We start from the raw sequence: 23,143 nt of genomic DNA, 5'->3' as shown, positions 1-23,143 counted from the left end.
GATGCACCGATCTGTTCATAAATTGTTACCCCGTGCGCCACTCATCTTCGCGAAGCCCTTGCGGAGGCCGTTCTTTGCTTCGCCAAAAACTGGTTATCCGTGCTGCCAGCCTCCTTATACGCAGCAAGCCCCCCTTTAAGGTGACGGATGCTATGAAGCGTTTCTGTCGTTGCCTGTTGCAGTCCCGCCCGCGTAATCGGTGCTCGCGCGCCGTTGGGGCCGGGATCCAGATGGACAACGTTGGTGCCCAGCGAATCGAAAGCGGCTTCCATCCAGGCGCTGCGTTGCAAGGTAGTGCTTTCCCAGTCAGCAAACATGCCTTCGATTTTTGCGATCTTGATCGGGTCGAGCCGGTTCTTGATGTCCTCGGCTTCTACCGCCCGTTGAAACAGATTAAGTGCGCCGGGGAGAATCGATATCCACGCGCCCAGCGCACGACCGACGGCGAAATCCGGATTGAGGATTGAGTTGAGCGCCGGATCAATCAACTCATCGTTGATGCTGTTCCAGTTGGGCTGTATTTCGTTGGCGGCATCCGGGATACCCAACGCGCTATCGATCGCGGCCACAGACATCGCCGAGGTTTGTGGAATGAGCGGGCCGACCCGTCCCATGTTTTCCGAAAAGTTTGCTGCGCGACCGCCAAAAAGTTGAGCGTTGTCTGCCAGTGCGCCGCCCAGCCCGGACACCGCGTCTGTCATTGAACCGGCAATATCTCCGCCAAAATTACCGCCCGTTGCTGCCTCAATGTACGGCAATCTTGACATCCTGCCGACGCGGGTCGCGTGTGAGGCATCCGGAATGAGATGGCCGACTTGCGTACCGCCGATGTTGCCCGCCTCATAGCCTAGTGTCCCGAAGGCCACCACGTTGACGGTATTCATCAGCAGATTGCGCTTGATGTTCTTTTGTCGGTAGACGTCATGGAGCTGGCCGCGTGTCCTCGCGGTAACGTCACCGAGAATGGAAAGGAAGCCCGCGTAAAGTGTGATCACGCTTTCCGCTTTGGCTCCACCTTCAGGATCCACATAGCGCAACGGATTATTCCCAACAAATCCATACAGGTTCAGCCCATCCACGGCGCCGCCGGGATCGGCACTGACCCACCGCTGCAACCACGGTGCGTAGTACCGCGCGCCGTAGTAATACAACCCGCTGACATCCATTTCCTTGCCCGAATAACGAATGGTTTTGTAATCGGCCTGCACCTGTGACGTCGCCGCCCACCAGGCTGTACCGCCGAAGGGGTAGTAGATTTCGTGGCTGATCTTTTCGCCGTTACGGTCCAGTTCAACAGTGCTGGAACCCAGGAGGTCGTCGAGGCTATAGCGCAATTGATCCTGCTCGATGGCCGCCGGTTTTCCCTTGACCCAGTGCAGGCAACGGACATTACCCAGGGTGATGATATGCAGCTCTTCGGCGTCGTCCACCGTGCGGATTTCCAACTTCGGCAAGTAGCGTACTTGCCGAACATGGGACGCAGATTGCGCCTGAGTTACCAGCCGCTTGCTGACCCGCACGCCCTGGCTATAGACGTAGGTTTCCTCGTCATGGGGCCTGTCGTCGCGTTCGACCAGCCGGGCCACGGTTAGTTGATCGCGGCTGTTCCAGGTCAACGGCTGACCTTGTTGCAAGGACCGAAGGTTACCGTGGGCATCAAACAGCTCGTCGAACACCGGCTCGGGCTCGCCTTCTTTCCAGCGCACACCGCGATTACTGCCGGGGGCGATGCGTGTCAGTTGAGTGTGATTGTTGCCCTCGCGTACATGACGCAGGAGGGTCAGGTTGCTACCCGTATCGTATTCATAGTGCTGGACATAGTTATAGAGGCGGCCCGTATCGACAGGCGTCACCATGTCGGGCAAACCTGGGCGCAAATGGGGAATATCGGCCTCGAAACCACTGGCGCTGGTCAGTTGATACAGCGAGTCATACGTGAAAGCGCGATGACCGTCGACACGCTGGTTGGCGAAATAGACCTCGGTGAAGACATGGTCATCAATGCGGGTAACGTTGCCCACACGGTCATGGAAATATTCGAAGTCTTGCAGCGGCTGTTCGGTGTTCTTTTGCGCTTTAAGCCGAAAGAGGCGCCCATCGGCCCGGTCATAAGTCCAAGTGCTGATCACACCGTTGCCCGCGCGCTGTTCGATGATCTGCGCGTTGGCGTTGTACCGCACGTCCGTGAGGATGTCTTTCACCACAGTGGCCGTGGCGACCTGCAAACCGACCTGCGTGAGCTGCCCGGCGATGTCATAGCGCAGCTGCTGTCGATGACCGCCGGCATCGGTCTGATCCAGCACCGCGCCGAGCGGGCTGAAGGTTCGGCTGCTCAGGTACGCCTTGCCATCGGCGAACGTGCGGGTGTCACGCAATGCCTGGCCCAGCAGGCCATAGCTGTCCAGAGTCAGGCGACCGGAAGGGTCAACCTGCTCGTTCATCTGACCGCGCAGGTTGTGTCCGGCATCCGCCGCAGCGTTGGCATAGGTGAAACGCTCGACATTCGGCTGGGCGTTTTCCTCGACGGCGGTGACGCGCAATTGCTCGTCATAGGTCATGCGCCAGTGACTGCCCCGCTGGTCCCAGCGTTGCAGCACTTCACCGCCCACACCGCTCAGGCTCAAGCGCCAGCCGCCGTCAACGCCGTCCACCTGCACGGCTTCGCCGTTCAGACGATAGCGTGTGGACAGATTGGGTTTCGGCGCGGTGCCGAAAAGCCTTGGGTCCCATTGCTCGACGGGACGACCGGGCACGTCATGATGCTGGCGGGTGATGAGCGATTGTGCCGCTGTACCTGCCTCGGTGCGCAGGTACGCCACCTGGCGAACCGGCAGGCCGCGACTGTCATTGACCACCAGCGAAGGGGTGCGCCAATTCAGCGTGTTCATGGCTCAAGTGCCTCGGTGTCGTTGAAGTCATGACTGGCGCGATACCACGGATGCAGGGTGTCGAAAGACTCGTAGCCCTTGGCGCTGACCACTTTGACCGGGCGGCCCAACGGGTCGTAGAACTGCTGGTCGTGATAGCCGAACTGGCGGAAGGACTGGTCGCGCACATAGCCATGGGCATTGCAGAAATAGGGGCGAAACACCCGCGTCACCGCACCTTTGTTGTTGTACTCAACGCGCTCGCTGATCCGCCAGCGTGGGTTCGCCAGTTTTTCCAGCGGTTGGCCGTCCACCAGTTCCAGTTCGAGGTTTTCATCGACGCTGTAGGCCATTCCCGGTTCGACTTTTTGCTGGGTTTGCAACGCCCGGCCGAAGCCATCCACGCAGGACTTGATGATCTGGATCTGCTGCAACGGGTCATCGGGATAGCGGTCGGCGGTCAGCACCACGCTGTGTACCGGCTCGCGGGGCGTGGCGCGGATCAGTTCCCGCAGCGTCTGTTGCGCCGAGGTCCGGGACTTGAGCCGGGACAGGCGTATCCGGGCGCTGGCGCGGACGTGCAGGCTCGGCAACACGTAGCCTTCGGCGATCCAGCCGGCCAGCCAGTCAGGTGTTTGCCGCACGTCTGCGTCGAGCTGGCCCATCCAGCTGAACAGGTCCTTGCGCAATACGCTGGCGGCTTTTTGCAGCGCGGCCGGCGGGTTGTCGATGGCCGGGTCCGGCAGCGGTGAATCCGGGCGAACGTATTCGCTCAAAGGCCTGAACCCGACAGGCGCGCCGTCTTCTGTGCCGTAGAAGCTGATGGCGAGCGGTTGGCCGGACGGTTCGTAAAGTGCTTCCTGAATGTTGTCGTTGGCATCGGTGATGCGCAGCGGTTGCAACGCGTGGTAATCGTAGTCGACGCGGGTGGTGCAGCCATCCGGGAGCACGACCCGAATGACCGCCAGGCAGTAGGCATCGTATTCGGCCTGGGTGAATTCGTGGCTCTCGGTTTCCTTGTATTCGCGCACGCTGTAGAAGTCCGCCGGGCCGCCATACCTGGCAAACGTGTAAAGCGCGGACCACAGGTTTTTCTTCTGGTCTTCTGCCGGGTCCGGCTCAAGAAACAACGGCATCGGGGCGTAATGGTTCAGCGCCAGTTCTGCCCGGATGTCGAATGGCGGCGGCAGCACGTCGTACGCGCTGAGCGCGGTTGCATCCAGTTGTGCGATTTCCCGGGGCGCGGCCAACGCTTCGAAATCCGCAGAGCCATCCGGGAGCAATGTGCTGCGATCACTGGTTTTCAGATAACGCTGCACCGACTGCGCGGTCAGTACCCGCGCGGTGTTCCAGACCGCGCTGTTGTGATGTTCGAGCATCAACTCGTAGCTGATATGTTCGGGGGCGAGTCCCGACGGCCATGCACCTTTGGGCAACATCAAGGCGTTACTGCGTTGCCGATACGGCAGCCCCAGACGCCAGGCCTGGGGTTCGGTCAGGTGAATGAATTGGGCGCGGGTTTCGCTCAGGTAATAAAACTGCTGCGCCGGGTCATGGGCGTCACGCCACCAGGCTTGCTCATCCGGATCGTCGAAGGGCGGTGTGTCGGCTTCGGTCCGGCGCCGGGCGTAATGGACGGTGAGGGTGTGCACCGGCAGACCGAATTCATCCATGGCCAGGGTGATGTCATGTTGGCAAAGCGGGTCGTCGATAACGCGTTCGTACTGGTAGCTGAGGGTTTCCAGCAACGAAGGCAACAGGGTTCCGTAGGGTGAATACGCGTCTTTGGCCCGCAGTTCCCGGACCTTGTAGCGGTACTCCGTCACCTGATAGGGCCGGTCGTCATTCAGCGCATAGGTTTCCGTGCGCAGCACCGAACCGGCGAGGGCCCGGGCGATTTCACGGCGGGTCGCCTCGTCCGCTGGCGTGACGGGCTCATCGAAACCGTCGCTGGCGTGATAGCGGCAGAACAGCGTATCGCCCAGCGGCCAAGCCTCAGGATCATTCTTGAAAGCGCCTTCGCGGGACGTGTTCACGTCCAGTCCCGTATGGAACCAGGTGCAGACCAGCGCCGGTGCGGTATAACCCTTGTCGCTTTCATCCTGGTTGGCTTCGCTGTCGGTCTGGCACACGAGGCCGAAGCCACGGAACTCCCGTTCGAAACCGTCGTAGTAGGCCTGGGTAAAACGGATCGATTGGGTGAGCTCGCCGCCGGTGATTTCGTCCTTGCGGGATTGTTCCTTGGTCACCTGAACCGGAAACGGCAGGTACGACACCGGGAGCATTTTACGTTTGAGCAACTGATCCTTTTCATCCAGCCATTCTTGAGCCGAGCTGCGATACCGCACATGGGTGCTGCAACCCATATTGTTATTGCTGGTGCTCAGCAGGTAAGGCCTGGCGTGGACAAAATCATAGCGCCAGTGCCGTGGCTTGATGTGCGGCACCGTCAGGATCAGGCTCGCGCAACCCAGGCCTTGCAGGTCGGCGAGGGTGACTTGGCACAGGTTGTCGTAACGCACCCCTTCGGGCCAGGACACCTTCAGCGGGGTTTGCTCCAGACCATTGCCGCCGCGGTTGTAGTAGATATCGAAACCGTCGCTGTTGAGGTAAATCAGCGACGGCGCGCCGCAGCCATCCAGGTCAGCAATGCGCACCCGCGCGGCATCGAATTCGGCGTAGGTGAAGGGCAGGGCGCTCATCACAAAACCCCGACCAAACCGCCCGTGGCCCAGGTTCGGCCAGCATTTGATTTCATTGTGGCGAATGCGGCACAACTCGCTCATGTCGCTGCCGAGCATATTGCCGAGAAATACCAGTTCCGTAGGCAAGTTGCTGAACAGCGGCAGGTGGTCGTCATTCCCGTCATGGGGAACGTCTTCACCTTTGGCAAACCCGTGTTCGCGGCGGTTGGCATACAGGCGCACGCTCTTGGGACCGATCAGCGCGAGGGAACTCAGACCGTCGCCGGACAAATCGCCCATCTGCGCCAACGTATGGAAAAACTCCACCGGAAACGCCTCGAACGGGATAAACCCTGACCAACTGCGATCCGGGTTGAGGGTGTGGAAACCGCTCGCGCCCGGTTGGGCGATGATCCAGTCCAGGCGCCCGTCACCGGTCAGATCGGTCAGGGTCTGAAGCACCGGTTTGTTGCGATCGGCGCGCGGTAGTGTGCTCAGCAGCGTCCACGGGCCATAGGCGACATCATCACTGTCGGCCCTGGCGCGCAACGGTTCGCGGTAATACCAGGCCTGGTCGTAGCGGCACAGAAACCCCGGCAGGCCCTCGCCGAACAGATCGACGCACTGATAGCGTTGTCCGTCTTCAAGACCGGGCATGTTGTCGAACGCAAAGAAGGCCGCCGGTTGGGTATTGAGTTCGAACACCGAGTAATCGAATTCCACCGGTGGCAGGTTTTCCACCGCGCCGCTGGCGTCATACGCCTGATAGTGCGCGGCTACCAATTGGCTGTAGCCCAGCGAAGTGGGGCGATATTCCAGCAACAAACGTCGAACCAGCGCCGGTTCTGCCCCCAGCTCCTCGGGGAAGTAATGAAACATCAACACCTGATGACACAGGCGTCGGGTGCCGACTTCGAAGCCATCACCGTAGGTGTGAAACGGATCGCTGCGAACCGGCCACTCGCCCGGAGCATCGAACGGCGGCTGCTGTTCCCGATCCAGGGTGCGTTCGCCGTAGTCGAACACCAGTTGAAAGTGCCACGACGGCGATGCCTGGGCATCCCAGCCATACAAATGACCGCTGGCCTCGACGTTGCCATAGAGCACGCGATGCAAGTAGCGCTGGGCCCGATAGTCGTGGGGCTGGCCGGGGTCTAGAGACGCGTCCTCGGCTTTGTATTCGTAACCGATGTGCTCGCCACGGGTGTTCAGGCTTTCCTGCAATAACCAGGAAGCCACGTGTTGAGGGTCTTGCGGGTCGGTGATGCGGGCGGCTTCGGCTTTGCCAAAAAGATGCAGGCTGCCATCGCCACCGTGCACCAGCCAGAACCCTTGAGGGTTGACGCCAGAGTGCCAGAACTCGATCAGCTCAAAGCTTGTTTCGACACGAGGGAAATAACTCACCACGCTGTGCGGGCCAATCATGGAACCGCGGTATTGGGTTTCGATTCGCGACTTGATCGCCCCTTGAGCATCACGTTCGGGGCGCCACTGCTGGCCATCGTGGCCGATCATCACATCGTCGTCGCCGTAGCGCGGCACACCCTTGTTGGTCTGGCGGGAAATGGCAGCGTTGTTCACTCCCCAGCCGATCCCGAAGGGGCCGTTGCCGGCCTGGCTGTTGTAGCTCAATGCCAGGCCGGGGTCGAAACCACGCCCAGGGGAAATCGGCAGCGTCAGCTCAAACGAGGCACTGCCGGTGAAACCGACCGTGCCACTTTTGCTCACCATGGCAATCGAGGCACTTCTGGAAATGGAGGGCGTGGTGATGCTCAGCGACGCTTGATCTTCCATTTTGCTGATCCTGTCTCGGCCCGGTAAAAGGTTTCGCGGTGGACCAACGCTATCAAGATGGCGGTGCTGCGTAACCTGTCATATCTGACAGGTGGGGACGGGTTTTTTAGACCGAATGGGGTGCACGGCGGGGTGGTTTATAACAATCGACGCCGATCCAACGTGGGAGCGAGCTTGCTCGCGAAGGCGGTGTGTCATTTAGCAATGATGTTGACTGACACACCGCCTTCGCGAGCAAGCCCGCTCCCACAGGGTTTTGTGGTGTTTCAATAATTAATCGGCAAAAAAAACGGCCGGGTCATCTGGGGAGACGACCCGGCCGTATCTGGAAGGCGAAGCGCTTACTGCACTTCTACCGCCAGGCTTTCACTGATCTTTTTCTGCCAGATGGCAGGACCGGTGATGTGTACCGACTCACCTTTGCTGTCTACCGCAACGGTGACCGGCATGTCTTTGACGTCGAACTCGTAGATGGCTTCCATCCCCAGTTCGGCGAACGCCACAACGCGGGATTTCTTGATCGCTTGCGCCACCAGGTAAGCCGCGCCGCCCACTGCCATCAGGTACACGGCTTTGTGGTCCTTGATCGCTTCGATCGCGGTCGGGCCGCGCTCGGATTTGCCGATCATGCCCAGCAGGCCGGTTTGCTCGAGGATCTGACGGGTGAACTTGTCCATCCGCGTCGCGGTGGTCGGACCGGCAGGGCCAACCACTTCTTCGCGCACCGGATCAACCGGGCCGACGTAGTAGATGAAGCGACCCTTGAGGTCTACCGGCAGGGTTTCACCCTTGTTCAGCATCTCGACCATGCGCTTGTGCGCGGCGTCGCGACCGGTGAGCATCTTGCCGTTGAGCAGGACGGTTTCGCCCGGCTTCCAGCTCTGCACGTCTTCCGGGGTCAGGGTGTCGAGGTTGACGCGACGGGCCGACGGGCCGGCTTCCCAGACGATTTCCGGGTAGGCGTCCAGCGGTGGCGCTTCCAGCGAAGCCGGGCCGGAACCGTCGAGCACGAAGTGCGCGTGACGGGTGGCGGCGCAGTTCGGGATCATGCACACCGGCAACGAAGCGGCGTGGGTCGGGTAATCCATGATCTTCACGTCAAGCACGGTGGTCAGGCCACCCAGGCCCTGGGCGCCGATGCCCAGTTGGTTGACCTTCTCGAACAGCTCCAGGCGCATCTCTTCGATACGGTTGGACGGGCCGCGCTTTTTCAGCTCGTGGATGTCGATGGACTCCATCAACACTTCCTTGGCCATGACCGCGGCTTTCTCGGCGGTGCCGCCGATGCCGATGCCGAGCATGCCCGGTGGGCACCAGCCGGCGCCCATGGTCGGAACGGTCTTCAGCACCCAGTCGACTATCGAGTCGGACGGGTTGAGCATGGCCATTTTCGACTTGTTCTCGGAACCGCCGCCCTTGGCCGCCACGTCCACTTCCACGGTGTTACCCGGAACGATGGAGTAGTGGATGACCGCCGGGGTGTTGTCCTTGGTGTTTTTACGAGCGCCCGCCGGGTCGGCGAGGATCGAGGCACGCAGGACGTTTTCCGGCAGGTTGTAAGCCTGGCGCACGCCTTGGTTGATCATGTCGTCCAGGCTCATGGTGGCGCCATCCCAGCGCACGTCCATGCCCACACGGACAAACACGGTGACGATGCCGGTGTCCTGGCAGATCGGGCGGTGGCCGGTGGCGCACATGCGCGAGTTGATCAGGATCTGCGCCATCGAGTCACGGGCCGCTGGCGATTCTTCGCGCAGGTAGGCTTCGTGCATCGCCTGGATGAAATCCACGGGGTGGTAATAAGAAATGAACTGCAGGGCGTCGGCAACGCTCTGAATCAGGTCGTCTTGCTTGATCACGGTCATGAGTCGCGCTCCTCTAAAAGACGGGAACATTCAATAAGGCGCTTGCAGCTTGGGTGCATCGGTCGGTTGCAAGCACCTTTACAAGGCACGCCGGGGCAGCTGGCGCGACGCTAAAAAGGCGCGGCAGTATAACGCGCCTCGGTTCCGGGCACACCCGCCGACAGTCAATCGTTGGTCGCATACCCGGAGCTTGCTTCTTGTAGGAGTTGTGTAGGGTCTATGTAGGAGCTGACGAGTGAAACGAGGCTGCGATCTTTTGATTTTGATTTGATTTTTTAAGATCAAAAGATCGCAGCCTCGTTTCTCTCGACAGCTCCTACGCAGGTTCTACGGGGGGATTTTGTCAGCGTTCTGACGCCATTTTTCCGCTCCCAAAATTGAATGGTCATTTATCGGTCGCGCCACTAAAGTGGCAATCGGCCTGTAGAGTAGGACACTCTTTCAGCCTCTTTTTCTTCGGTGAGTCAACGATTGACCCATAACGCCATCCAGCGACTGTTGCTCAAACGTTTTGCCCTCGCGGCCGGCACCTATGCCCTGGCATTGCTGCTCCTGTGGCTGGCGTTTTTCACCGGTCACTACGATGTGCCCCTGGCCGGAGTCGCCATCGGCAGTGCGTTGGTAGTCATCAGTCAGGCGGCGCTGTTCGCGGTGTTCTACAGCGGCTGCAACCTGCGTTTTGCCGACCCCAGCCTGACCGAAGTGCAGGTGTTACTGGGCCTGGGCTGGCAAACCTGGCTGATTTCACACCTGGACGAAGCCCGCGGCGCGTTTCTGGTGTTCTACGTATTGATTCTGCTGTTCGGCCTGTTCCATCTGTCACGCCGGGCCTTTGTGCGGTGTGCGTTGCTGGTGTTCTTCAGTTTCAGTGCCATCACGCTGTGGGAGGGCTACCACTTCCAGCTATCCGACCCGGCCCTGGCGTTATTGCAGGTGTGTGTGCTGTTTATCGTGCTGGTGTGGCTGGTGCTGTATGCCCGTTACGTCCAGGCCTCGCGCCAGCTTATGCGCCAACGACGTTTCGCCTTGCAGGCGCATCAGGACACGCTGCGCGGGATGATGCGCCAGCTCGAAGACCTGGTCGCCACCGACGAACTCACCGGGCTGTTCAACCGCCGCCACTTCCTGCGCCTGGCCTCTCGCGAGCTCAACGCCATGGAACCTGGCGTGGTGCACGGTCTGGCGCTGATCGACCTCGACCACTTCAAACGCATCAACGATGTGCATGGTCATGCCGCTGGCGATCAAGTACTGCAAGCCTTCGCTGGGGTAGCCACGGCCTGCCTGCGCGAGGGTGATGTGCTGGCGCGTTACGGTGGCGAAGAATTCGTGGTGTTGTTGCCCTACTGTGATGCCGAACGCCTGACCTCATGTTGCGAGCGACTGCGCATTGCCTTTACCGATGTCGAATTGTTCGGCCTGAGCGTGAGCAACCTCAGCCTGTCCGCCGGCATGACCCTGCTGGAGCTGGGCGACGACCTCGACGACGCCTTGCAACGCGCCGACCAGGCGCTGTACCGCGCCAAACGCGACGGCCGCAACCGTTGCGCGGCGGCCTGGGAGAACGTCGATGCCTGAGTTACGGGTCGGTGAACGCCAGTGGTCGGTAGCGACGGGCTGCAACCTGCTTGATGCCTTGAATCAAAACGGCGTGTCGGTGCCTTACAGTTGCCGCGCCGGCAGTTGCCATGCGTGCCTCGTTCAATGTGTGCAGGGCCTGCCCAGCGACAGCCGTCCCGATGCCTTGAGCGCCGACCAGCGCCAACAAGGCTGGCGCCTGGCCTGTCAGTGTTCGGTGGTTGAGGACTTGCAGGTTCACACCTTCGACCCGCAACAGGACGGGAGTCCGGCCGAGGTTGCCGCCGCCGATTGGCTCAGCGCCAACGTGCTGCGGTTGCGCCTGATCACTCAACGCCCGTTACGCTACGGCGCCGGCCAGCATTTGGTGTTGTGGGCGGGCAACGTGGCGCGGCCGTACTCCCTGGCCAGTCTGCCGGATGAAGACCGCTTCCTGGAGTTTCACCTCGATTGCCGCCAGCCCGGCGAATTCAGCGACGCAGCCCGACAGTTGCAGATCGGCGATTCAATCCGCCTCGGCGAACTGCGCGGCGGTGCCCTGCATTACGACCCGGACTGGCACACCCGGCCGCTGTGGCTATTAGCCGCCGGCACCGGTCTGGGCCCGTTGTTCGGCGTGTTGCGCGAAGCGTTGCGTCAGGATCATCAGGGCGCCATCCGCGTTATTCATCTGGCCCATGATGCCGATGAGCATTACCTGGCCAAACCCCTGCAAGCCATGGCCGTTGGCCGTGAAAACCTCACGGTCGAACTGTGGACCCCGGCCGAGTTGCCGCAAGCGTTGGCGCAACTGCGGCTTGTTTCCCGGCAAACCCTGGCCTTACTCTGCGGTGCCCCCGACAGTGTCGACGCCTTCGCCCGGCGCCTGTACCTGGCGGGATTGCCGCGCAATCAACTACTGGCCGACGTCTTCCTGCCTCGTGGTTGAGCGCTGATCGTTTAACGACGCGAGACTCGCCATGACCGATGCCATCCACCTTGAACGCGAGCGCGGTCTGCTGACTTTGCGCCTCAATCGCCCGGACAAGAAAAACGCCCTGACTCGTGCCATGTACAGTCGCCTGGCCGAAGCACTGAAACAGGCCGACAGTGATCCGGAAATCAACGCCGTGCTGATCACCGGCAGCAGCGAATGCTTCACCGCCGGCAACGACATCGCCGACTTCATCCAGCAACCACCGAGCAGCCTCGACAGCCCGGTGTTTCACTTCATGCTCAACCTGCTCGAATGCCGCAAACCGGTGATCGCTGCCGTGGCCGGGGCGGCGGTGGGCATTGGTACGACCCTGCTGCTGCATTGCGATCTGGTCTACGTGAGCCGCGATGCTCGGTTGCGCATGCCGTTCGTCAATCTTGGGTTATGCCCGGAATTTGGCTCCAGCCTGATCCTGCCGCGGTTACTCGGGCACGCGAAAGCGGCGGAGTTGCTGTTGCTCGGCGAAAGTTTCAGTGGTGAACAAGCCGCCGCGTGGGGGATTGCAACCGAGGCGTTGGGCAGTGGCGAAGCGGCATTGGCCAAGGCGCGGGAGATGGCGTTGAAGTTTGAATCGTTGCCGACCGAAGCGGTGCGCATCAGCAAGCAATTGATGAAAGCCCCGGATCGGGAATTGATCCGCAGGGTGATCGAGGAGGAGGGCGCGTTGTTCACCCAACGGCTGCGCTCGCCGGAAGCAATGGCGGCGTTGTCGGGGTTTATCAATCGGCATTGAATGTGCGGTGATGCGGTTGGCCTCTTCGCGGGCAAGCCTCGCTCCTACAGGGTTTTGTGAACGTTGAAGATCCATTGTAGGAGCGAGGCTTGCCCGCGAAGGCGGCAGCCTAGGCAACACATCCCCTGAATCAAAAACCAAAAAGCCCCGCCATTCACATGGCGGGGCTTTTGACTTTCAACAACCGGTCACTCAGACCATTGGATCGCCAACGTGCAGGATTTTCATCCCGTTGGTGCCGCCGATGGTGTGGTAGCTGTCGCCCTTGGTCAGGATGACCCAGTCGCCTTGCTCGACTACGCCGCGCTTGAGCAACTCGTCTACGGCAGCCTGGCTGACTTGCTCAGGCGGCAGCGATGCCGGGTCGAACGGTACGGTGTAGACGCCACGGAACATGGCCGCGCGGGCCTGGGTTTCGCGGTGCGGGGAGAACGCGTAGATCGGCACCGAGGAGCGGATGCGCGACATGATCAGCGGCGTGTAGCCACTTTCGGTCAGGGCGATGATCGCCTTTACGCCCGGGAAGTGGTTGGCGGTGTACATGGCCGCCAGAGCGATGGACTGGTCGCAGCTTTCGAAGACCTTGCCGATGCGGTGGCTGGAGGTCTTGCTGGTCGGGTGCTTTTCAGCGCCGACGCAGATGCGCGCCATCGCTTGCACGGCTTCCAGCGGGTACAAGCCTGCAGCACTTTCGGCCGAGAGCATCACGGCGTCGGTGTAGTCGAGCACGGCGTTGGCCACGTCGGACACTTCGGCGCGGGTCGGCATCGGGTTCTGGATCATCGACTCCATCATCTGGGTCGCGACGATCACAGCCTTGTTGTGGCGGCGTGCATGCAGAATGATTTTCTTCTGAATGCCCACCAGCTCGGCGTCGCCGATTTCCACGCCCAGGTCACCACGGGCAACCATCACCGCGTCGGACGCCTTGATCAGCGCATCGAGGGTGTCGTCGTCGGCCACGGCTTCGGCGCGTTCGATCTTCGCCACCAGCCAGGCAGTACCGCCGGCCTCGTCGCGCAGTTGACGGGCGTATTCCATGTCGGCGGCGTCACGCGGGAAGGACACGGCGAGGTAGTCGACTTCCATCTCGGCGGCGAGCTTGATGTCGGCCTTGTCTTTTTCAGTCAGGGCTGGAGCGGTCAGGCCACCGCCGCGACGGTTGATGCCTTTGTGGTCCGACAGCGGACCGCCGATCAGCACGGTGCAGTTCAGTTCGGTGGCGGTGGCGGTATCGACACGCATCACCACGCGGCCGTCGTCGAGCAGCAGCTCGTCGCCCACGCCGCAGTCCTTGACCAGGTCCGGGTAGTCGATGCCGACCACTTGCTGGTTGCCTTCGGTCAGCGGATGGCTGGTGGAGAAGGTGAACTGGTCACCGATCTTCAGCTCGATCTTCTTGCCGGCGAATTTGGCGATACGGATTTTCGGGCCTTGCAGGTCGCCCAGCAGGGCGACGAAGCGGCCGTGCTTGGCGGCGAGGTCACGCACCAGCTTCGCGCGAGCCTTGTGCTCGTCGGGGGTGCCGTGGGAGAAGTTCAGGCGGGCGACGTCCAGGCCAGCCAGAATCAGCTGTTCGAGAACTTCCGGCGAGTTACTGGCCGGGCCAAGGGTAGCGACGATTTTGGTGCGACGGACGGACATGCATAGACTCCTGAGTTCAAGCGCTGAGTGAGGCTACTATGCTCTCTGGTTGTAGTCATTGTTCATGTGCACTACTTATTCGTTTCTTTCTTTAAACGAACATTCCTGAAGATTTCCGCCAACGGGTCGATACAGAGCTCAAGACAGGAGAACCCTCATGCGATTCGTGATCATTGCCGCCCTTGCCATCAGTGCCCTTAGTGTCACGGGCTGCACCCGTTGGTCGATGAACCATCATTTGAATAATGCCTACAGCGCCTATGACCGGGGCAATTGCGAGCAGGTGATGCTCGAGCTGTCCAAGGTCGACCGCGCCAGCCGCGCCCGCCGTTACGTGCAGCCGGAAGTGTCGATGATGCGTGGCCAGTGTCTGGAGCGTCAGAAGCTGTTTATCGACGCTGCGCAAACCTACCAGTACATCATCGCGTCGTACCCGGACAGTGAATATGCCTACCGTGCCCGTGCGCGGCTGGAAACCCTGGAGTCACTGGGCCACTATCCGACCCGCAGCGCAGCGGCTGTGGTGCGGCCGACCCGCTTCTGATGATAGACCTCATACAAAGTCTCGCCGGTTGTATAGGGTGAGCTATAGTCGAATAAACCGGTTTAGAGCCTTGCCTCTAAACTGAGGTAACACCTGCGACGGGCAGTAGTAAAAGTTGGCAGCCGTTAGGATGGGCTGTCACACCGGAAGCGGGGAGAGCGTGTCTTTTCTATTTTTATAGAACAGAAGAAGGCCCGTTCCGAAGCATTAGTGCGGCTCTGCTTAAGGGCCTTGCGTAGCGAATTCAGCATGTTTACCGACCGCCGGATCGAGCGGCATCAGCTGCCGTATTTTCTGAAAGTGTTCAACAGCGTCACCGACAAACCCATTGGCTTTCTGGGCAATGTTTCAGAAGACGGGATGATGCTCATCAGTCAGTTGCCACTGATGATTGGCGCTGACTTTGACTTACGCCTGAAAATCCCCGCCAGCGAAGGCTGCATGCAGATCATCGATTTGCGGGCGAGTTGTTTGTGGTGCCATGAAGACGCGACCCCTCACCACTATGACGCCGGTTTCAGCCTGCAACGGGCCCCGCCGGAATACGGGCAACTGGTGAGTGCGTTGCGCCAGTACTTCAGTTTTCAGCCGTTGCCTGCTTCGGCCTGAACAGCAAAAGATCGCAGCCTGCGGCAGCTCCTACAGGATCGGTGTTCCCCACCATATTGTGGTGAGCACAGTCTGTGTAGGAGCTGCCGAAGGCTGCGATTTTTTGATATTGCTCTAAGTCGCACTCACCGCCGGCTCATTCTCAAGTGTCTTCTCTACCAGCAACAACCCCAGCTCACTCAACTGATAAATCGCCATCGCCAGGTGCCGTGGCTTGTTGTCCAGGCTTTCGGCCAGGTCGAGCAGCAAAATGCTGACCGAAGAAAAGGTTTCGTAGGTCTGGATGGTGATGGCCTGGGCGTTGGCTTGGGGGGCGACGGCGAACATTTTCATGGCTCGATCCTTTGGCGCGCGCAGGTGGTGGGCATTGGGCTTGAGGTAGTGGTCGAGGGCGCGGTCGGCGGCCTCGCGGAGTTTTTTTGCATCGAGGGTGGCCGAAAGCGAGTCCGTTTTCGGCGGATTGGGTGTGGCTTTGAACATGGTCTTTTTACCTTTGATGAAGCTGCCACCGAATCGCGACTAAACGAAGGGGTGGCGGCTGTGCACAGGTTAGTCGACCGGAAGGACCACGAAAAACCGGCGCGCCCGAGGGCGCCCTGTGCACAGCCACCATAACGTTCAGGAAGTGGGATAGGGACATCCCGACCGTCTGGCCTGCTTTGCACATTCGTGGAACCTTCCGGGCGACTAAACCCGATCGCTGCCAATCAGCGACACGGATCAAATTACGGGGCAGGCCAAAAGTGCACAAGCCGGCCGATTCTGGCGTAGCTGTAGGCAAAGGCGCAAGGCTTCGTAGGCATCAAAAAGCGTGGGAAAAGTCCGTAGGACCATTCGTCGGGACTGTCAGTTATTACAGGTGTCGGAGCAAACCCTGTTCGGCTTTAAATGACTTCAATGCGCAGGCCCCTGATGCCTGACGTTGGAGGATTTAAACATGTCGGACCCAACCGAACTGACAGAGCCCACTGATAGCAACGACACCACCAACGACACTCCCGGCATCCAGGCCGACATTCGGCCCCTCAATGCGCCACGGCCGGGGGCTCTTGTCGAAAGGAACAACTTCACCGTCATAGGGCCGAACTATCACAGTCCGAACGATGAAACCGTCAAGTTGCACCTCTACGTCTTCAGTCAGGGCTCCAATCGTTTTGTCGGAGAAAAGTTGCTTTGGTTGACACCCAATGTCGTGCCATTTGTTACTCAATTTACAATGTCGATGCCCGCATGGGTGCCGGATCGTGCAAGGGCTTATTTGCTCTATCGGTTCAAGCTCAAAGGTGGCGCCGAGTCTGACTGGTACGATTCCGATTGGTTTGAAATTGCAACACCGCCCTACATCAAGTCGCATGTTTCGGGCCAGACACAGGACGTTGTCAGGCCTGTGCTCTCAGGCACTGCCCCTGGCCTGTCGGGTTTGCTGGTAAGGGCTGTAAAGCAAGTATCGCCGTCGTCGACCATCTTTTTAAGCAATGTGGGAGCTGTCGACAGCAACCTCGCCTGGACGTTGCCTTTAACGCAGGATCTGGTCGACGGTAATAACGAAATCATCATCAGAATGTGGCTTCCGGCTGGCGTGGAATCCAGCGATGCTTCCACCCCTTTCATTTATTACTTGCTCGCCAACGCCATCATCACCCCTCTGCCAGGCAATGGTTTCGTCAAAGTCCCCAGACCCGAGATTTCAGGCACAGGCGTTGCCGGCGCTCAGGTCGATATTCACAAGGGCGGAGATGGGACAACCGTCTACGGCACGGCGAGCGTACTGGCGAATAACACCTGGAAAGTAACACTCACCCGGGACTTGCCTCAGGGGGCTTTCCAGCTGACGGCCAAACAGCGTAAGGATGGCAAGACACGTACCTGGGCCACCGTGATTTCTGCCTTTGGCCTGTACCCCTTGACGATCACCGGCACCACGGCTGACCAAGACACTGCCTTTTTGCTGAGCGGCACCGGCGGGTTGGCCAATGCAGACGTTGTTGTATATCTGGATCTGACAAGCACCCAGGTGGGCACCAGTAAAGTAATGGCAAATGGCAGTTGGAGCGTTGCCATCAGCGGTTTGATCCCTGGTACCCGAAGCCTGACGGTGCTGCAAAAACACTCCACGTACACCTCGGATCGCAGCGTCCCGCGGGCCTTCAAAATCCGACCACCCAAACTGACCCAAGTCAACGTGGAACCGTTGCCCAACCAGGCCGTAAGATTTTCCGGCGCGGGCTACAGCGAAGCCACCGTCGCGCTCACCTACGTCAGTGGGCCGGCGGACAAAAAGTTGTCAGAGGTGGAGGTAACTAACGGTGTATGGCAGGTGAACTCCACTGCCTGGACGTCCGGAGCCTACACCTACTCGGCGATCCAGAAGGTTTCCGACAATGCCGGCGGCTGGATCCCTTCGCAGGACTTTGGCTTTACATTCACCATCCTCCCGCCGGAGCTAGAGCCGGTGCCCGATCCTGTGCCCGACCGGCCCAATGAATATAGCTACATGCCTACATTCACCGGGGCAGGCTTGAACGGCGCCACCGTGCTGATCAAGAAAGAGGGTGGGGTCGAGGCGGCACCGGATGCTTCAGTGTCGGGCAATCGCTGGTCGAGCCAGTCGCGGCAAGAATGGGGACCGACGTTCAGCCAGAACGTTGACTTGAAGCAACGTCTCAATGGACGTGACTCTGAGCGATGGGTCCGGATTGTGGTGAAGATCCCGCCGCTGGCACCGCCGATCACCAGACTGGAGGACAACGAGTTATCGCCCACGATCTCGGGCACCTGCTGGAGGTCGGGGGCGGTGGTCAACCTGATCTTCAGCGATAGCCCGAGTAAGGTTGAAACGGCGACTGTGACGGTGGGCACCTGGACCTTTCGACGTGCCGGCTCATTCGCCCCCAACGTGACCCATACAGTGACCGTCACCCAGGTCGCCGCGCAGCAAACCTCACCGCCAACCACGCGAACGTTCGAGGTAAGTAGGACGCTGCTCAAGCCCATCATCACCTATCCCACGAGTGAGATAGAAGTGGAGCGCGACCTGACCGTGCGCGGTCAGCTAGGCACGCTCGGAGCGTCGATGCAGCTTCGTATCGACGGCATCAATGCGGGGGCAGCCAAGCCACTGACCAGCGATGGCGAGTGGTCTATCGAACTCAAGGGCCAGGCGTTTGGCCGGCGCATCCTGGATGCGCAGCAGACACTCGACGGTCGGCCTTCCGAGCGCAGTGAACCCGTAGCTTTTTATATGGTGCTGATGCCTCCGGTCTTCACGACGCCACAACCGGGCGGTGATTTGCCGCGTGTTTCGATCATTGCTGGCGAGGGCATGCCCGGTGCGACGGTCGAGGTGTGGCTGGAAGGTCGAGATGACTTTTTGTTCCGGGGCGTCTCGGTGAACGCCGATGGCCGCTGGGAAGGCCCGGTGACATTGCCCGTTGGGGTGACGAAGTTGCGGGCCAGGCAAGCCATCGGACAGGAAGTTTCCAACGACAGCCCGCTGTTGACGTGCAACGTGGTACCCGCCGCACCCTACATTGAAACGCCAGTCCAGGATGGGCACATCGGCCGTTCGACCGTGGTGTCCGGGTTCGGTGTGCCGGGGGACACGGTCACCATTCTCTTGGGCGAGACCAGGCTCGGCAGCGCTCCGGTGCTGGAGGACCGCACCTGGTCGGTGCCAGCGACGCTCACTCAACCCGGTGGCGCGCAAGTGCTGGTCGTGGTGGCCGCGCTTGACGGGTTTGAGTCCGATCGTTCTGCCCGACGGCCCGTAGTGCTCGGCAGCTATGTGCCCAACATCGATTCGCCGCAGGCGGGACGCTGGGTTAGTGATCCGGTGAGCTTTAGCGGTCAGGGCCGACCGGGCACCGGCCAGTTGGTGAGCTGGTTCAACCCCGAACAGCCATGGGCGCCAAACCTTTCTGTCGGTGCGCAAGGCTGGCAAGGGCTGGCGGTGCGGGCGCTGCCGGCGGGAGGCAATTGGTGCCGGTTCAAGCAGACCATCGTCGATGGGGCGGATGCCTCGACGATTTCCGACTGGAACGAGAGTGGCCGTTTTGAAGTCCTCGATCCATCTTCGCGTTGACGGTCATCATCTGATAAATGGTCGCCTCTACTGTCATTTATGACAGTAGACGGCGCCAGCCCGCACGCGCAGATTGGCACTACAAGATGAATGTCCCGACAGCGGTTCGGGTGCTTATACCCATCAAGGAACCTGGCCATGGCGAACTCCCGAAATCGTCCTATCCAACAATTGTTTGAACAGGTGTTCGACGAGGAACAACGCGACACCTACGCCAGCCTGTCGACTTACATCGAGCAGGAAGGATCGATCTTTCCCCTGGTAGAGCAAGGCGTGCAGGGGCTGGTGCGCGATTATGGATTGGGCCGTGAGGAGGCGCAGCAGTTCTTGCGCCGGGCCAACAGCCTGGCCGCGTATGTGCGCCGCCAGTTTATCGAGCACAGCCTGACGGGCTCCGGGGAGCATGCCGGCACGCCGTCGAGCGGGCTGTTGTCACTGGTTCCGGGGCCCAGTTATGAGCGTTTGTTCTCTCCCAACTTTGACCAATTGTGCCCGCCCGATGCCCTGGAATCCGTGACCTCGCCCGTGGCGTACCTGGTCGAGTTGTTGCGCTGGATTCGCGACCGCATCGAACCGTTCGGCTCGGACCAAAAGTTGCCTTTGCATGAGCGTCGCAAAGATCTGAAGCCTTTGCGCATCGATTTCAACGCGGTGCACCAATCGGTGTCGGCGGTGGACATCATCGTCTCGGTGCTGGAGGCCTTCATCAAAGGCGAGAATGCGGCACCCGATCTGGAACAAGCCATGATCGTGGCCCGGTACCCCAATGGGCTGCCGTATTACCAGCACTGGGTCACGCTGGATGCGGTCGCTCGTCATCACGGTATGTCGGTGGGTAACTTTGCCCATGCGGTGGATTTGTCCTCTCCCTATTTCCTCCAGCCCCAGGCCTGGGACAACGATGCCGCTCGAGCATTGGCCCACGCCTCGAGGTTGGGGCCTTACCAGCGGCAGTTGTTGACTGAGCCGGCGGTGGTCCAGGCCGGGCGGGACACCTTTTACCTGCGCGATTTCGGCGCTGCGGGTGTGTCCTGGAACAACCTGAATCAGGTGCAGTTTTTTGGTGAGCGTACCAAGCTCGATGCCCGGGGCGTCGAGGCGCTGCTGTCGGTGCGTGATTTCGCCCCGACCCGCTCGGCCAATGTCACGGTGTATCAGCCGCCATCGACGACTGGCGAAAGCGAGCGTTCAGGTTCGGTTTACCTTAACTCCGCCACCGCCCCGGCGGTCACCATCAGTTACAGCGCAACGGGCGGGGCATTCCATCGCTTGACTGCGGATCCGGCTACTGCATTTGCCCGCTATGATCGGATGAACCGCAAGCTGCGCCTGGATCAATGGCTGGAGTTGCCCAGCGAACAGGTAGATGCGTTGCTGGTGGCGGCGATAAAGGCCGAAAAGCGTGGCACCGCACACACCTGGTGGATCAGCGATTCCACGGTTCATGCCTTGGGCCTGTTTCAGTCATTGCGCGAGCGCTACGGTTGCACCGCGCAGGACTTCGCGGCGTTCATCGATGAGATTGCGATCTACGGACGGGGCGATGGCTTGTCGCAGTTCGACCAGGTGTTCAATAACCAGGGCGGCTATCGCGAACCGCTGATGCTGGATAACGCCGAGTTCCCGATCATCCCGGCGCCAGGGGCCGTGGATCTGACGATCAACCGCCTATGCAACGGCCTGGGCATTGACCTGAAGACCTACCAATACCTGGCCCTGGCAATTGCCCCGGCGCATAACCGCACCACCACGTTGCTGCGCAGCCCGGCGATCATTTCCGCGTTCTACCGGTTGGTGAAGTTGCCGCGTCTATTGGGCATCACTCCGGTCGAAGGCGTGCTGATGCTGACCTTGTTGGGTGGCGAAAACTGGGTCCATGGCCTGGCTGGCATCCCGACGATCAAGGCGACCCCTGGCAGCGATACCGTTCCCGATGTATTGAACCTCATTTATGCCCTGCATTCGTGCGTGGGCTGGTGCCGGGATCGCGAGTTGCCGGTGCTGTGGATGTTGCAACAGGTGTCGCCACCCGCGGCTTTGGTTGTGGCCTCCGAGAAGGAACGTCAGTTGTTCGAGCAGGCGGGCAATCTGTTGCCGGCCGCACTACTGACCAACGCCTCGCTGCTGATGGTGGGGGTGCCGCCGCTGGTGGGCTCCGACTGGCTGGACTTGTTGACGATACTGATCGACCCCTCGGGACTGGTGATGGATTTTGCCGGCACTGAAGCCGAGTACCTGACGTTCGCCCGCGAAGAACTGGATAAAGCGGTTCGCGATGGCCTGGGTGAAGACGACGCCTCGGTGCGTGCGGTCATTGTCCAAAGAATGCTCACGGTACTGTTGCAAGCCCGGGATGCCCAGGCGTCGGTGGTCAAGGAGTCGCTGGCGGTCTACACCGGCCTTGATGCCGAGTGTGTATCCCATGTGCTGATCTGGGCCAACAGCTCGGTTTACCAATTGCTGCGCCAGGTGCAGAAAACTGACGTGCGCGAGTTGGCGGGCACGTTGAGTGACGAGCCGGATCCCGCGCTCACCTTGCTGGCCGATGTGCGCAGACGCAGCAACGTCGTATTGCAACTCGACTTGAGTGCCACGCTGCTGCAGGACTATCTGCAATATGGCTACACGGCGTGGCTGGGGCAGGACGACCGGATTGCTTTTTCGGTGCGCACCCTTTACTACCTGACGGCGCTGACCCGAGCGTTTGAACTCGGGGAGCAACCGGCCGGAAAACTGCTGGATTACCTGCGCGAGGTCAACGCACTTCCAGATCCGATTTCCGAAGAAGCACTGGGGATTGCGCAGAAGGCGGCCTCGATTCGCCTGGCCGTGTTTTTCGACTGGAGCGTTGAGGAAGTACGGGCGTGCGTCACGCATATCGACCCCGACAAGCGCCTGGTGAAAAACCTGACCCAACTGGATCTGTTGATGCGCATCCGGGTGCTGTCCCGGCACACCGGCATGGACGCCTTGACGATCTTCCGGGTGGGCAATCTGCCATTGACGGTCAATGAGACGGTCAATAAAGAGGCGTACCGGCTCGCCGCTGAAAGTGCCTTGCTCAGCCTCACCGAAACCAGAGCTCCGGTGGCGGCTTACCACGACGAGGTGCCCGAGCCCATTGTCACGCTGACCTGCACCGAGGACAAGACCGAGGTGGTCGCCAACAAACCGGGCGACACGATCATGTTTACCGTGACGCTCAGGGACCCCGCCGGCACCGCTGTGCCGCATGTGAATGTTTACTGGCAGGCCAGCCTCGGCACGTTGGCGACGCAGGCGACCGACGAAAGAGGCCAGGTCAAGGCCGCGTATGCGGGCAAGGTCATGGGGACGGAGGCTCCGCTGTTCTGGCTGGATCTGATGGAGCCCGTGTATGCCCCGACCATCAGCGTCATCGCCGACGTCAACACCCTGACGATGCAGTCGGCATCCAAGTCTCTGGTGCCGACGGAGCCGGTGCCGGCAGGCCGGGAAGTCGAGTTTTACGGCACCCTGACGGACCGTTACGACAACTTTGGTAAAGACCAGTTGGTGCGCTGGTCTGTGGAGCCGTTCAGCGGTACGACAGGCTCCGCGACAATCCGACCGGCACAGGGGCGCAGCAATCAGGAGGGCCTGGCGCGGGCCTTTGTCTCCAGCGCCGACGGTGGACGTTTCACCGTCAAGGTGCTGATCGAAAGCGCAGAGGCTTCCGTGGTGTTCGACCCCATCAGATTTGCCGGCCCAGGCGTCGAATGACGACGGCTGGACGACGGTTTGCGCCCG

The 23,143-nt window shown here is 60.4% G+C and carries 12 protein-coding genes; 7 read left to right on the top strand and 5 right to left on the bottom strand.

Annotation, left to right across the window (positions count from 1 at the left end):
* Positions 1–41 precede the first annotated feature (41 nt).
* From ACWIKB_RS14565 to ACWIKB_RS14555, 3 genes are all read right to left on the bottom strand, one after another.
* Positions 42–2,888 carry an RHS repeat-associated core domain-containing protein gene (locus ACWIKB_RS14565; RefSeq protein ID WP_475267649.1) on the bottom strand — a complete coding sequence of 949 codons (2,847 nt, stop codon included), beginning with the start codon at positions 2,886–2,888 and terminating at the stop codon, positions 42–44.
* Positions 2,885–7,345, bottom strand: a complete 4,461-nt coding sequence (locus ACWIKB_RS14560) for a SpvB/TcaC N-terminal domain-containing protein (protein ID WP_475267648.1) — start codon at positions 7,343–7,345, stop codon at positions 2,885–2,887. Before ACWIKB_RS14560 ends, ACWIKB_RS14565 begins: the two co-directional genes overlap by 4 nt.
* A gap of 341 nt (positions 7,346–7,686) precedes the next feature.
* Positions 7,687–9,210: a fumarate hydratase gene (locus ACWIKB_RS14555; RefSeq protein WP_003214142.1), complete on the bottom strand. Its 1,524-nt coding sequence runs from the start codon at positions 9,208–9,210 to the stop codon at positions 7,687–7,689.
* A gap of 471 nt (positions 9,211–9,681) precedes the next feature.
* Between ACWIKB_RS14555 and ACWIKB_RS14550 the strand changes: the two genes are divergently transcribed.
* Genes ACWIKB_RS14550 through ACWIKB_RS14540 form a run of 3 tightly spaced genes read left to right on the top strand, consistent with a single transcriptional unit; the run spans position 9,682 to position 12,497 of the window.
* Positions 9,682–10,788: a GGDEF domain-containing protein gene (locus ACWIKB_RS14550; RefSeq protein ID WP_475267647.1), complete on the top strand. Its 1,107-nt coding sequence runs from the start codon at positions 9,682–9,684 to the stop codon at positions 10,786–10,788.
* Positions 10,781–11,716: an iron-sulfur-binding ferredoxin reductase gene (locus ACWIKB_RS14545; RefSeq protein WP_475267646.1), complete on the top strand. Its 936-nt coding sequence runs from the start codon at positions 10,781–10,783 to the stop codon at positions 11,714–11,716. Before ACWIKB_RS14550 ends, ACWIKB_RS14545 begins: the two co-directional genes overlap by 8 nt.
* 31 nt (positions 11,717–11,747) lie before the next feature.
* Complete coding sequence (locus tag ACWIKB_RS14540) at positions 11,748–12,497, top strand: enoyl-CoA hydratase-related protein (RefSeq protein ID WP_475267645.1); 750 nt, start codon at positions 11,748–11,750, stop codon at positions 12,495–12,497.
* A 192-nt stretch (positions 12,498–12,689) separates the two neighbouring features.
* Here the strand turns inward: ACWIKB_RS14540 and pyk are convergent, their stop codons facing one another.
* Positions 12,690–14,141, bottom strand: a complete 1,452-nt coding sequence (gene pyk / locus ACWIKB_RS14535) for a pyruvate kinase (protein ID WP_054045066.1) — start codon at positions 14,139–14,141, stop codon at positions 12,690–12,692.
* 157 nt (positions 14,142–14,298) lie between these two features.
* Between pyk and ACWIKB_RS14530 the strand changes: the two genes are divergently transcribed.
* Together ACWIKB_RS14530 and ACWIKB_RS14525 are read left to right on the top strand one after the other, a co-directional pair.
* Entirely contained in the window at positions 14,299–14,685 is a 387-nt protein-coding gene (locus ACWIKB_RS14530; RefSeq protein WP_475267644.1) for a tetratricopeptide repeat protein, read from the top strand.
* 249 nt (positions 14,686–14,934) lie between these two features.
* Entirely contained in the window at positions 14,935–15,294 is a 360-nt protein-coding gene (locus ACWIKB_RS14525; protein WP_475267642.1) for a PilZ domain-containing protein, read from the top strand.
* Between the two features lie 114 nt (positions 15,295–15,408).
* Here ACWIKB_RS14525 and ACWIKB_RS14520 read toward each other — a convergent pair whose 3' ends face one another.
* Positions 15,409–15,774 carry a DUF6124 family protein gene (locus ACWIKB_RS14520; RefSeq protein WP_475267641.1) on the bottom strand — a complete coding sequence of 122 codons (366 nt, stop codon included), beginning with the start codon at positions 15,772–15,774 and terminating at the stop codon, positions 15,409–15,411.
* A 457-nt stretch (positions 15,775–16,231) separates the two neighbouring features.
* Between ACWIKB_RS14520 and ACWIKB_RS14515 the strand changes: the two genes are divergently transcribed.
* Positions 16,232–19,375, top strand: coding sequence for an Ig-like domain-containing protein (locus tag ACWIKB_RS14515; protein ID WP_475267639.1), 3,144 nt, complete (start codon positions 16,232–16,234; stop codon positions 19,373–19,375).
* A gap of 138 nt (positions 19,376–19,513) precedes the next feature.
* On the top strand, positions 19,514–23,116 hold the full coding sequence (locus ACWIKB_RS14510; protein ID WP_475267638.1) for a Tc toxin subunit A: 3,603 nt from the start codon (positions 19,514–19,516) through the stop codon (positions 23,114–23,116).
* Positions 23,117–23,143 lie beyond the last annotated feature (27 nt).

Source organism: Pseudomonas sp. 5Vm1k (assembly GCF_056161485.1).
This window is presented reverse-complemented; position numbering and strand designations above follow the sequence as displayed.